This window comes from Pseudanabaena sp. SR411 (genome assembly GCF_002251945.1).
GTDB lineage: Bacteria > Cyanobacteriota > Cyanobacteriia > Pseudanabaenales > Pseudanabaenaceae > Pseudanabaena.
This window is the reverse complement of sequence record NZ_NDHW01000111.1, coordinates 1-12,942: the sequence shown is the minus strand read 5'-3', so window position 1 is coordinate 12,942 and position 12,942 is coordinate 1. Positions and strand designations below refer to the sequence as shown.

Sequence of the window (12,942 nt, the reverse complement as noted above, 5' to 3'; positions counted from 1 at the left end):
AAAGTGGTAGCCCAAAGCGCTGCCATTTCTTCTTTTTAAGAATGAAGGTTAGAATGGCTAAGCCATTCTAACCTTCATATTTTTTATGCTTTCTATCCGCAATCTTTGCTATCACCCACCTGCTACCCCTGAAGCAATTCTCCAAAATATATCTTTTGAGTTGCAGGATCGGCAATTGGGCTTGATGGTGGGACCCAGTGGTTCTGGCAAAAGTACCTTACTGGAGATTTTGGCAGGATTTGTTGATTGGACTAGTGGCAGCATTTACTGGCACTCTCAAGAATTAATGCCTGACCACTTGCAGCAAATATGTGGGTTAGTATTTCAGTTTCCTGAGCGTCATTTTTGTGGAAGTACAATTTTAGAAGAATTAAGACTAGGGCATATTGATCTGGATGGCGATCGCATACAGGGAGCATTAAGTTCTGTCGGCTTAAGCCATCTCAGTCCCAGTACCTCGCCACAGTCTCTAAGTGGTGGTCAGCAGAGACGATTAGCACTTGCGGTGCAGTTAATTCGTCAACCTAGTTTGTTATTGCTTGATGAGCCTACCGCAGGCTTAGACTGGTCAATGCGTAAGCAAATCCTTGGCATTCTGCAAGAACTTAAAAAAAATTGGACAATTCTCGTTGTCACCCATGATCCTGAAGAGCTTGACTCAATGGCGGATCAAACTTGGACTATTTCCCATGGCAAGATATAAGAAGAGCAGGTTGCGACGCTTCGCGTCGCAACCTGCTCTAGTAACAATTCCCAAAAGTGTGACGACACTTTTGGGAATTAAAAACTAAACCCAGTAAAGGTTTTAAAAAACAAAATGGCTACGCCATTTTGTTTTTTAGGATAAACTACGCTAAGAAGCCTGTGGAATTCTTAAATGACTGATAGTAATGACAGTTTAATTGTCAAGCCAAAAAAATCTGGACTAGCGCCACTAATTCTCACATTGGTGGAATTGTTGCGTCAGTTAATGGAAGCCCAAGTAATTCGACGGATGGATGCTGAAAAGTTAACTGAATCGGAAATCGAGAAAGCTGCCGATAGTTTACAAGCTTTAGAACAGCAGATTTTTAATCTTTGCGAAGTTCTCGATATTGATCCTGAAGACCTAAATCTTGATTTGGGAGAATTTGGCAAACTGCTACCTAGACGAGGCGCATATTATCCCGACAAATCCTCAAGTGAATCATCAATTTTGGAATTACTTGATCGCTTAATTAGTACAGGAATCGTTTTAGAAGGTGATGTGCAAATAGGTTTGGCTGATATTAACTTAATCGATCTCAAGTTGAAATTATTACTGACTTCAGGCGATAAATCTGCATCTCACTAACGTCATTGCATTGATTAATCGTAGGGGCAATTCATGAATTGCCCCTACGATTAATCAATGCTCCTGCTAGTTTAACTACTTCTTGAACTCGAATTAATGGAATATTATGCGATCGCGCCAACTTCGCACAGTCCTCATATTCTGGCTGAATCGTACAGAATCCATCGCGCCATGCAATTTTGACTCTCGCCTTACCATATTCTGTTTCGACTTCATGAATTTCCCGATAGAGAATTTTACGCTCCTGTAATCGATACCTAATGCCGAGAGTACTCGTTTCCTGAAACAGAATTTGCTCACAAATGGTTTGGCGATCGCAGGGGCAAATAACCGTAATTAATGTGCCAGTGCGAGATTTTTTCATGCTGATCGCTTGGGTATAAACATCTAACGCGCCATTTTTTAATAATTCTTCCATCGTATAGGCGATCGCCTGAGCAGTCATATCATCGACTTGAGTTTCTAAAACAGCGATCGTTTCGACTGTTTGAAAAGATTCACTCCCAAGGGAGTAAATCTTTTCAAGATTTACTCTTTTTTTTTCTTGCTTTTACCAACCCATAACCTTAGAGCATTAGGAATTTCTAAATCCTGTGTACCTGCACCCAGTCCCACTTTTTTGATTTTCATTAAGGGAACTTCGCCAAATTTTTCACTGAGAGTTACAGCAATCGCTGCCCCTGTAGGTGTGACTAATTCCTTACGAATACCATTGTCAAAAGTCGTTACCCCATGCATTTCCCATAATTTGAGCGTAGCAGGTGCTGGGACTGGCATTTTGCCATGATCGCAATTTACATAGCCACCACCCGCAGGCAAAGCTGAGCAATAGATTTTTTCAACTTCTAACCATGCAAATCCTGCACAGGTACAGACAATATCGATGATCGCATCGATTGCCCCCACTTCATGAAAATGTACCGCTTCAGGCGCAATACCATGTACTGCTCCTTCCGCGATCGCGAGTTCTTTAAATGTTGCTAAACTCCAAGTCTCAACCTGTTTGGGTAATTTAGCATTACGGATAATCTTCTCAATATCAGGTAAGTGGCGATGCACTGGATGAGAATTCACTGGATGGGAATGCTCTTGATGAGAATCATGACTATGTGCTTCATGGCTATGGGAATGAATATGATCAGCATGAAAATGAGCTTGTTTAGGCTCGACAATGGGTGGCTCAACGCCACTATAGTTGAGTAATTCGACATGCATTTTTGTAGCTTCGATACCACCTCGATGAACAGATTCTGTCCATAACTTAACTTCGCGATCAAGTCCTAATTTATATACAATATCTTGTAAATACTCTAACGGTACACCCGCACTCACCAACGCACCTAAGCACATATCACCCGCGATTCCTGTTGGGCAATCCAAATATGCAACGCTTCCCATGCTGATCCCTATAGAATTTATAAACAATGACTTGTCACTGAATCCTAGCATTTCAAAACCCAAAAAGCTTGAGGAGGCGCAAAGCGCTTCCTCAAGCTTTTTGGGTTTTATGTAAACAGCAAGCGCTTTGCGCTGCCTCTAATCTAGCAGCATTATTTCTGAGAAAAGCCTATTACTCCTTGAAGATTTGCGCCTGTCCAAATAGTGCTTTCAATAACTACATCAGTTAAATTAGCATTAGCCAGATTTGCACTTTCTAAATTAGTTCCAATTAAGACCGCACCACTCAAATCTGCACCACCAAAGTATGCATTTTGAAGGTTCGCGATCGCAAAATTTGCTTTTTTAAGAATTGCCATACTCAGATCCACTTCCTGCATTTCTGCATGACGAAATTTCGTTTCGATACAAGTTGTCTGTGACAAAATAGCCCTATACATATAGGTTTGACTTAAATCAGCATCACTGAGATTAGCTTTGGTAAAATTAGCCATGCTCAGAGAAGCATCATTCAAAAATGTATTACATAGAGATGCTCCAACTAGTTGCGCTCCACTTAAAATCGCGCCGCCTAAGTTTGCGTTGTTCAAAATTGCATTATTTAAAATTGCCTCACTAAAATTTGCCATCAGACATCCCGCCATACTGATATCGGCAAAATCAAGGGATGCTCCGCATAAATTTGCACGGGTTAATAATGCTCCTCTCAATTTGGCTCGATTTAGCGTTGCCTTACTGAAGTTCACATTACTTAAGTTTGCACTACTAAAATCAGTATTTTGAAGATTTGCACCACTGAAATTTGCACCACTGAGATTTGCTTTTTTGAAACTTTCGCCACTGAGATTAACGCCGCGTAAGTCCGCACCACTGAGATTAGCAACTCCAAGATTTATACCTCTCAGTTCTAGCGATCGCAGATCCGTACCAGTGAGATTAACATCTTGAAGATTTGCTTGCCCAAAATTGACCTGATGCAAAATTGCGCCACTTAAATTGGCTCCCTTCAAATTGGTATTTACAAAGGCAGTTTCACTTAAATTTGCACCCGATAGATCCGCTTGAGTTAAATCAGCCTTACTAAAGTTGGCTTTACTTAAGTTTGCTTGTGACAGATTTGCACCGACCAGCTTCAACCCAGATAAGTCCGCTTTTTGCAGATCGATCTCATCAGGCTGAGTTTTTTCGCGCCAAGTATTCCAACGCTCAGCACCGTCTTTAATATGTCGAACAATCTTTAGATCAGCCAAGATGATTTAATTACTCAAATTGATGTTTGGAGATGCTTCTAATTTAAGCTGTTTTATTAAATAAATCTACACAAGCTAAATGGCTGAGTCGATCGCAGTTTTGGCATTGCGTTGCCAGCGATCGTGTTTAATCCTTCTCAAAGCTGAACCTGTAAAATTTTGATCCCATTCCTCTTCCGTCATGTTTGCTAGATCTTCCAATCGGGGATCAACATTGTGGGGAAAAGGCTGAAAATCTGACTCAAGAGTTTCTTGGGCAAAACGCTGATTCCAAGGGCAAACATCTTGGCAAATGTCACAGCCGGCCACCCAGTTTTGTAAATTAGTGGCGATCGCTTCGGGAATTTGTGCGGCTTTATTTTCAATCGTATGAAAAGCAATACAGCGATTGGCATCGACCACAAAGGGCTGTGCGATCGCCCCTGTTGGACAAGCATCAATGCAGCGCGTACAAGTACCGCAATGATCGGTGTGTGGGTGATCAGGTTCTAATTCTAGGTTAGTTAACACTTCTCCCAAAAATAACCAAGAACCATAGTCCCGCGTAATCACATTGCTATGCTTGCCAATCCAACCGATCCCCGCTCTCTGAGCAAAGGCTTTTTCCGCGATTGGGCCAGTATCCACATAATAACGAGTTTGAATATTCTCCCCTTGAGTATTTAACCAAGTTACCAAAGCTTTGAGCTTCTTGGTTAAAACCTTGTGGTAGTCTCGTCCCCAACCATAGCGGGAAATCTTACCAACGGTGCGATCGATTGAATGCTGGTGAGGTGTGTAGTAATTTAGCGCTACACAAATTACTGACTTTACCCCCGTCATCACCTGCGTAATATCCTGACGCTTAGGATTGGTCATCCAATCCATATCCGCTTGATATCCTAGTTCTAGCCATTGCTGCAAGCGTTCCGCCTCAATCCCAGACTCCGCCTTGGCTATTCCAACTTTACTAAAACCAAGGGCGATCGCTTTTTGTTGGATCGCTAATTTAATTGCTGCCTGCGATAAATTTTCCATAATGCAAACATTATAGGCAGAGCTTCGCCCTGCCTATAATGTTTGCAGCTAACCACCACCTAACCAGCCAAAAAATCCACCTTTCTTATCATTCTTGGCTTTCGGATCTGGTTTCGCTCCATTAGTACCAGTACCGCCAGAATTTGTACCACTTACTTGGTCAATATACTGCTTGGCTATAGGTTCATCAGGATTCAGTTTTAACGCTTGCTGAAAACTCACTTTCGCCATGCCTGATAATTTTTGATTCATATAGACAAATCCCAACAAAGCATGGCATTTACTATTGTTGCAATCAATTTGGATCGCACTACGCAGTTCCTTCAAAGCCGAAGCCCATAATTTTTGATTGATGTAGCTTTCAGCTTGGCGAATATATTGATTAAGTGAACCATTAGCAGCATTATTTGTGCTGCTAGCTTGGCTGGCATTACTAGCTTGATAAGTATTTTTTGCGGAATTATTAGCCGTAGTATTACCCGTGTTGGCATTACGCAATGGTGCTTGAGACTCACTCCGCATTTGATAACTGCTGCCAGCACTATTGGGATAAGCTGAACTTGTTCTATTAACCCCTGTAATTCCCGTAGTGCCAGTTTGAATGGTGGTGTTATCATCACTGGTAGACTTCGCAGGAGTCGTATAGGAAGAACTTACATTCGGTGTACTTGGGGCGTGTCTGTAACCCTCTTGCAGCAGAATATGCACTAAATTCAGTTCACTTAATAAGCCAATGTGTTCTAAGGCTCGGTCTAGATCTTGATACTGAACTTTGGCTATTTCATTAATTGTTTGCTCATAATTGACATCCTGTGAAGAAATCAAATACTTTTTGGCAATGTCTGACTGTGGTGAAAATTTTTGATTACGTTTCATTAAGCGTTTGCCCAGCAGTTTGAGAATTGCTGAATATTCTGTCCGCTCTCGTTCTTGGGACAGTACATTGTAGGCAGGATTAACTAACTTGGATAGGTATTGAGTAGCTACTTGCTTCTCGGAATGCGATCGCCCGTGAATATCAGGATGCAAGCATTTGGCGATTAAAAGATATCGTCTACGCACAAGGGAAGATTCGGCTGTTATCGGTAGACCCAACACAGCATAGTAATCATTAAAGTCATATTGACCGATGCCACGATCTATACGAAATGTTTTTGGGTTTTCCACTATCTATCCTCTGCGTTGCGCTACCCAAATAATATCTTTCAGATTTTAAAAGATTCTAAACTAGATAAGTAATAATAGCTTACCCACCACTAGTACAAGTACGATCCCAATAATCACATATTTTCTACAGATAAGACAGTGAAAATTCAGAAATTAGATTCGGTTCTTAAATGCAACTAGATCCACGAAAAGCATTGATCTGTCTAACTTTTAGGATAACTATAAGCTTGATAAAACTTGTTTGGCTGTTTGAATTTGATCGCTGCTAAATCCTGCTTCGTTAAGAAAGTTTAAAAATTCAGGATTACGATATCGAGGATCAACAGCGATCGCATCGCGAAAAGTTTTTTTGGCACTGGGCTGATCACCTGATGTCCATTGCGCGATCGCCCTAGCCACAAAAGGATGGGGATTATTGGGTTCAAGTTCGATCGCTTTTTGAGCATAGGCGATCGCCAGATCATATTGGTTTAAGCGTTGATAAGCCAGACTGAGATTGTAATGGGCGATTTCGTTGTCGGCTTTCAAGATCGCCGCCCAGCTATGCAGAACCACAGATTGAGGTAAATCGCCACGCACTAAGTAAACGATGCCGATCGCATTAAAAGCTTGTAGTGATGTTGGCGACAAATAAATTGCTTCCCAAAGTGATGTGGCGGCTGCCTCATCTTTTTTAGCGAGATGCTGTGTCCAGCCGAGGATGATCCTGCCATCAAGATTTTGAGGATCGAGGGTGACTGACTTTTGCAAAGCGGCGATCGCCTCATCAAATCGTTCTTGCTGACGATAGGCAAGCCCCATCTGACGATACTCATCGGCGGCGCGTTTATCGGTTGGGTTTAATTTGGGAGACTGCGATAAATTTGTTTTAGGATTGGCAGCGATCGCAGGTAATCCTGACATGATGCTTGTGAGTATTAAGCACAAATTCAAACAACCCAATATTTTTAGCGATCGTTTCAAGGCAAATTTCCTGTTGGTTACAAAAAAAACTCGCATTGCGAGCTTTTTTGTATTTTATGTTAATTATGTAAAAGGCTGACAGAGCGAACCTTTTGTATTTTATTTGCTTGCGGTCAGTTGACGATAGGCCCTTGAAACTAGTTTGTCGTCTACAAAGGTGACATTCATGCTCAAGTCTGAACCTGCCCAGCTAACTACCACAGCGCGATCGCCAAAATTATGGTCGATCCCCAAGGGTTTACCTTCACTGCCCAAGATACTTGCTACTTGGTCGTAACGCATCCCCTTCCCTAAACAAATATAATTTTTCAGAGACACAGCAGGATTGCCACAACGATACTGGACATCGGTTATGTTGGTGTCGTGATGACGATTGGGCATGAGTGCAAGATTAATGCTTGGACCTGATAAAGCTTCGGTCAACCAATATAGAGCAATCAGCATTACTCCCAAAATCAGGATATCTTCAATGACTGCACGAAACAAGTTTCGTTGATGGCGGCGTTTGATTTGCTGAGTTTTTTCCTTTGTCCAAGTTTCCCAAGGGAAAGTATCAACCCATTGAATCGTGTCATTAAACTTAGTGATCGCATTAATTCGCACTGCATCCAATGCACCTCTAGGATCGCGAATTGTAATACGGCTGGCTGTGCGTGCTGCTTGGAGCGTTTTGGGATCAGCTAACCAGCCACGAAAACGGCGTACAATATTACCAACTTTCGATTTGCCTTTAGCTAGAGAACTTGCTTGCACATTCCGTACAGGTGTTTTTCTAGCATCATTACGCGCAAGGGCATTTTGCGGTAAAGGTGCAGGTGCAGCGATCAATCGAATGTCGCGTCCTTGTGTTAAAAATGGTACTGCTTCCCCTATTACATAAAATTCCCATTCAATGCGCCGCACCCCAATTAATTGTAGGCGATTGAAATATCGATCAATATTTTGTGTAAATTCGTTTAGGCGATCGCGATCGATATCAGAAGCTATCAGGGTAAAAGCAATGGATAGAACTTGCTGCTCAAACTTAAATTCTGTTTGCTCAGCAGCCACTAGATCCATATAATCGGAAGCAAGACTCGTCAGAACATGCTGCAATTTCTGCCAAGCCTGTCTATCTTCAAGATTTAATCGCACTGCTTTCATGATTTATCCTCATCTTAGACCTTAACTAGGTCCCATCGTCTTTGGCAACTTTTTGAGTATGGCTGCCCTGTTTTGTAACAAGCATGATGTTACCCAAACCCATGTATTTTTTTAACATGCTTAAAAAAGATCGTGATATGTATAGCAATGCAAGTTTTGCTTAGGATACGAAACCCCAAAAGAGCAATGGCGGCGCGAAGCGCCGCCATTGCTCTTTTAGGGTTTCGTATAGCAGTTCAAAAAAACAAAAGATGAGGGACGACACTGAGCGTCGTCTCTCATCTTTTACTTTGCAGGTTATTGATTATGCTCAATAAACTCTTCTATTGCTTCTTTAGCTTCTCTAAGCCCTGTTCCCGTTTCTTCTCGGTAGAGCTTGATGGCTTCTAGCTTTCTATAGGGATCAAGAGCCACTTGCTTGACTCGATCCGAGAGTTGAGAAGGAACTTCAATTTCCATGCGATTTAATAGCAAGCTTAAAGAAAGATCCATTCGTTTTATCTTTTTCTCAAGTTGCTTAATGCTTGATTGGAGACTAAAGGTAATCAACACAATCGTGAAGAGACAAGTATAAATAACCGCATCTGTTACCGTCATCATAAAATTAAGCTCTAGCTTTGGAGCTTTACACCAAATAATAGCAATTCTAATAATAGAAATCTTACAGTGCATCGCTCTCAAACCAAGAGATTTTTGAAAAGTGTTGCAAAGCAACACTTTTCAAAAATCTCTTTTTATAAACCACTAATGGCTCGTTCAAGGTTAGCGCGAGACTGGTTGTAGCCAATGATTGCTTGTACGCGGTTGACATCAGCAGTAGTGAGTGCTGCCTCGGCAGTAATTACCTCAAGTTGTGTGCCGACTCCTGCGTCAAGGCGGAGACGAGCTAAACGTAAGGCTTCTTCTGCTTGTTGGACAGCTTTAGTTGCTGTGTCAATTTGTTGAAGGCGCGATCGCTGATTGATGTATGACTCTTCTACGTCATAACGAGCTTGGCGAGCATCTTGCTCAAAACGAGTTTCGGCAATAGCTTGATCGGCTTTAAATTGATTTACTTGCGCGGCGGCTTTACCTCCATCATAGAGATTCCAATTTAGGCTTGCTCCTATTTGGTAACCAACGCCTACACCACTACCACTGGTAAATTCAGCAGCAGTATTAAAGTTCCCAAATACATTAACTTGAGGTCCTAATTGTGCTAGGGAGCTATTAGCGCGATCACGGGCTACTTCACGCTCTAATTTGCGAATATCTAGCTCAGCACGGTTCCTTACTGCTAGTAAGATTGTTTCTTCTATTGGTAACTTCCATTCAGGTACAGGTGCAATTTTATCGGCAGCCGTAATCTCAACGATCGCAGGGTAATTTAGTTGACGAGATAACTCGCGTCTGGCTACCAACTGAGCCGCTTCGGCATTGAGTAAATCTTGCTTAGCATTAGCAAGTTGCACTTCAGATTGCAATACATCAAATTTTGTGCCAACACCTGCTCTTTCTCTAGCTTTGGTATCTTTTAAGCTTCTTTCAGCATTTTCAACAGCTTTGCGTTGAATCCGAATGGTTTCATCGGTATTTTGCAAGTTGTAATAGCCTGTAACAATACTGAGGCGAATATTTTGTCTGATCCGACTGAGATCTGCTTCAGCGATGCGTAAGTTGTTTTCTGCGATCCGAATGGCCGCATCCTTAGCCCCTGAATCAAAAATATTGTAGTCAACTCCGATAGTGCCAGTGAGTGGATTACTAGTGGTTTTACCTAGTGGCGTATTGTTGTTAATACTATTTAGACGCGCTTGGGCTGAATCGCTATAACTGTATTGCACTGAGCCTGAAACCGTGGGTGATCGCAAGGTTTCGGCTTCTTGTAAGACTGCACGAGCGCGATCAATTGCAATTCTGGCTCGAATTGCATCAGAATTAGTCTTTTCAACTAAGTCCAGAAGTTCGGTGAGGGAGACAGGTTTGGTGCTGTCTAGCTTGACTTGACTAGGGGTAGTAGGTACAACTAGTGTCTGTGCAGGATCGAGTTGCCCTGAATTAGACGCGGCAGCGCTAGGAATCACTCTGGCAGGTTCGGTCGAAGAACTGACTTTTTCAGGTTGCGATCGCAGGCTATCTTGCAGGATAGTTGACTCTGAAGCAGGTAATTTTGACTCGTCTGGAGGTGCGACTTTGGGTAAAGCCGCGATCATTAACTGGATATCTTGGAGGATCGGTTGCTGATTACTGACTAATCCAGTATTTGCCGTATTAATTTTCAGGCTATCCACTTTTGCTGGGATCTTCACTTCTGAAGCGATCAATGAAGTGTGTGTGATTGTAGCATCAGGCTCTAGGACGACCTTTGTATAAGGTGTCATGGGCATGGTAAATTCTTGAGCATTGGCTGTCCAAGCTGGAATCAGAAGCGATAAACTCGCACCAAGCGTCAACCAACTGGAAGAAATTCGCATAATTCAGTCCGTCACTCCTCGCATTAAAATAGCAACCAACATACCTTAGTCAAAGCATCTTCTGATAGCTCCTACATCACAATCATCATGCTATCGGGTAAAGATGTTTGTATCTGTATGTTTGCATAACAGATTGTAGTATAAACCTAGAAATTTAGAGATATTACCCACAAAAGTCTCTAGATTTTGATTACAAAATTTGATTGCAAAAAATGATGTTTGGGCTTGTATAGCAAGGCTATTGTTAAACCCCAAAGAGTAATGGCGGCGCGAAGCGCCGCCATTACTCTTTGGGGTTTTGGTTTGTCCTAGCTAACTCAAGTCTTACTATAGTGCGGTATAAGCAGCACATACCAAAACTGCTTTGATAGGAAAACAGTAATTCACGCCCCTTCTGCTTTCTAAGCTTTAATATTAGGTATAACGTCGCGACAAATTTTACAGACTGTATCTAAAATGAATATTCTCCCATCAGTAACCGCTCCGCAAACTTGGCATGGTGATGCCCTTGCGATCGCTGTTTTTGCTAGTCCACAAGCTAGTAATGAGCAAGCTGACAACTCAGCAAAAAAAGCTTTACAACTATCTCAACCATTAAAAAACTTGGATATTCAGGTTTTAGCTTGTACCTTAACGGATTTGATTACTGAGTCAGAATTTACGGGAGAAATTGGGGCTTCGGTCAGTGGGCGAGTGGGTATTGACTATGCCATCCGTAAGGTGATTTTGATCGGATTGGGTGATCCAGCTAAAGCTAATCCAGATATCTGGCGTAAAGCTGCGGCAACTGCCGTGAAATTTGCCAATAAGGAGAAGGTAAAAAAATTAGCTCTAGCTTTTCCTGTCTATAACCAAGATGTGAGTTTAACGGCTCAAGCGATCGCAGAAGGTGTGTTACTTGCAGCGCATCAAGACAAACGGTTTAAATCCAAAAATGCTAACCCCCAGTTCCTCGATCAAGTTGAGATTTTAGAAACTGATCCTGAATTAGCAAGCCCTGCGATCGCTAAGGCGCAGCAGATTGTCGATGGTGTGATTTTGGCAAGAGAATTAGTATCAGCGCCTGCAAATATTGTGACCCCGATTACGCTTGCGGAAACTGCGATCGAGATCGCTAATGAGTCAGATTATTTCACTGTCAAGATTCTTGAACAAGCCGATTGCGAAGCTCTGGGCATGGGTGCATTCCTCAGTGTGGCCAGAGCCTCTGATATTCCACCGAAGTTCATTCACCTCACCTACAGCAACGGCGCACCTAAACGCAAATTGGCGATCGTCGGCAAGGGCTTAACCTTTGACTCTGGTGGTCTGAATCTGAAAACGGGTGTGGGTAGTAGCATCGAACTAATGAAAACTGATATGGGCGGCTCGGCAGCCGCGCTCGGAGCAGCTAAGGTGATCGCTAAACTCCAACCCACTGATATCGAGGTGCATTTCATCGTGGCTACTTGCGAAAATATGGTCAATGGTAGTGCGATGCGTCCGGGGGATATCCTTACTGCTTCCAATGGCAAAACTATTGAGGTGAATAATACTGATGCCGAAGGTCGTTTGACCCTTGCGGATGCTCTGGTCTATGCCGATAAATTGGGTGTGGATGCGATCGTTGATCTGGCGACCCTGACTGGTGCTTGTGTAGTTGCTCTAGGCGAAGATATTGCAGGGATGTGGTCGATTGATGATGCTTGGGCTGAGGCGATCGCCAAAGCGGCAAAAGATGCTGGCGAGAAATTCTGGCGTATGCCTCTTGAAGAACCCTATTTTGATCAGTTGAAGTCAGTGGTTGCTGATTTTAAAAATACAGGTTCGCGTGCTGGTGGTGCAATTACAGGGGCTTTATTCCTGAAGCAATTTGTGGAAAAAACAACGGCATGGGCGCACCTTGATGTGGCGGGTCCAGTCTGGACTGAGCGTGAGTCGGGTTACAACAATGCTGGAGGTACTGGTTTTGCGGTGCGAACCTTAGTGAATCTAATCCTTAATTAACTTGAGTTCAGGACAGCAATTCTCATTATGAAACCGATTTTGGTGTTTCCAGCACCGAAATCGGTTTTTTGACTCCCTGCCTTTTTATAGCAATATAACCTACATTCCGCTCGTAATGGAAGGGTAAAATAATTACCGAAAATCAAAATCATCGAAAATCAAAAAAGAGGAGGTAAATATTAATACAGAGATGAAAGTATCGAATCTAGACCATCTAGGGATCGTGGCAGGG

At 42.6% G+C, this 12,942-nt stretch carries 12 protein-coding genes; 3 read left to right on the top strand and 9 right to left on the bottom strand.

Translation table 11 applies throughout. The features are described 5' to 3' along the window. Positions 1 to 85: 85 nt before the first annotated feature. Together B9G53_RS11345 and gvpJ are read left to right on the top strand one after the other, a co-directional pair. Positions 86 to 703, top strand: coding sequence for an ABC transporter ATP-binding protein (locus B9G53_RS11345; RefSeq protein ID WP_094532242.1), 618 nt, complete (start codon positions 86 to 88; stop codon positions 701 to 703). Between the two features lie 174 nt (positions 704 to 877). Further along, a complete protein-coding gene (gene gvpJ, locus B9G53_RS11340; protein ID WP_094532240.1) occupies positions 878 to 1,333 on the top strand; it encodes a gas vesicle protein GvpJ in 456 nt (151 codons plus the stop codon). Between the two features lie 31 nt (positions 1,334 to 1,364). Here the strand turns inward: gvpJ and larC (B9G53_RS11335) are convergent, their stop codons facing one another. The 9 genes from larC (B9G53_RS11335) to B9G53_RS11295 all read right to left on the bottom strand — a co-directional run bounded on the left by larC (B9G53_RS11335) (position 1,365) and on the right by B9G53_RS11295 (position 10,724). Next, complete coding sequence (gene larC / locus B9G53_RS11335) at positions 1,365 to 1,808, bottom strand: nickel insertion protein (RefSeq protein WP_303396074.1); 444 nt, start codon at positions 1,806 to 1,808, stop codon at positions 1,365 to 1,367. Between the two features lie 53 nt (positions 1,809 to 1,861). Beyond that, positions 1,862 to 2,731: a nickel pincer cofactor biosynthesis protein LarC gene (gene larC / locus B9G53_RS11330; RefSeq protein WP_094532236.1), complete on the bottom strand. Its 870-nt coding sequence runs from the start codon at positions 2,729 to 2,731 to the stop codon at positions 1,862 to 1,864. A gap of 152 nt (positions 2,732 to 2,883) precedes the next feature. Next, positions 2,884 to 3,981 carry a pentapeptide repeat-containing protein gene (locus B9G53_RS11325; protein ID WP_094532234.1) on the bottom strand — a complete coding sequence of 366 codons (1,098 nt, stop codon included), beginning with the start codon at positions 3,979 to 3,981 and terminating at the stop codon, positions 2,884 to 2,886. Between the two features lie 75 nt (positions 3,982 to 4,056). Then, a complete protein-coding gene (gene queG, locus B9G53_RS11320) occupies positions 4,057 to 4,998 on the bottom strand; it encodes a tRNA epoxyqueuosine(34) reductase QueG (protein WP_094532232.1) in 942 nt (313 codons plus the stop codon). A gap of 48 nt (positions 4,999 to 5,046) precedes the next feature. Then, positions 5,047 to 6,165 (bottom strand): J domain-containing protein, encoded by a 1,119-nt coding sequence (locus tag B9G53_RS11315; protein ID WP_094532229.1) that lies wholly within the window; start codon positions 6,163 to 6,165, stop codon positions 5,047 to 5,049. A 219-nt stretch (positions 6,166 to 6,384) separates the two neighbouring features. Next, complete coding sequence (locus B9G53_RS11310) at positions 6,385 to 7,068, bottom strand: tetratricopeptide repeat protein (protein ID WP_176453182.1); 684 nt, start codon at positions 7,066 to 7,068, stop codon at positions 6,385 to 6,387. Between the two features lie 159 nt (positions 7,069 to 7,227). Further along, positions 7,228 to 8,271, bottom strand: coding sequence for a hypothetical protein (locus tag B9G53_RS11305; RefSeq protein ID WP_094532225.1), 1,044 nt, complete (start codon positions 8,269 to 8,271; stop codon positions 7,228 to 7,230). 297 nt (positions 8,272 to 8,568) lie between these two features. Then, positions 8,569 to 8,871 carry a hypothetical protein gene (locus B9G53_RS11300; protein ID WP_141211764.1) on the bottom strand — a complete coding sequence of 101 codons (303 nt, stop codon included), beginning with the start codon at positions 8,869 to 8,871 and terminating at the stop codon, positions 8,569 to 8,571. Between the two features lie 134 nt (positions 8,872 to 9,005). After that, entirely contained in the window at positions 9,006 to 10,724 is a 1,719-nt protein-coding gene (locus tag B9G53_RS11295) for a TolC family protein (RefSeq protein WP_094532221.1), read from the bottom strand. Positions 10,725 to 11,180: 456 nt separating this feature from the next. Here B9G53_RS11295 and B9G53_RS11290 point away from each other — a divergent pair, with 456 nt between their 5' ends. Beyond that, positions 11,181 to 12,710, top strand: coding sequence for a leucyl aminopeptidase (locus B9G53_RS11290; protein WP_094532219.1), 1,530 nt, complete (start codon positions 11,181 to 11,183; stop codon positions 12,708 to 12,710). Positions 12,711 to 12,942: the final 232 nt, after the last annotated feature.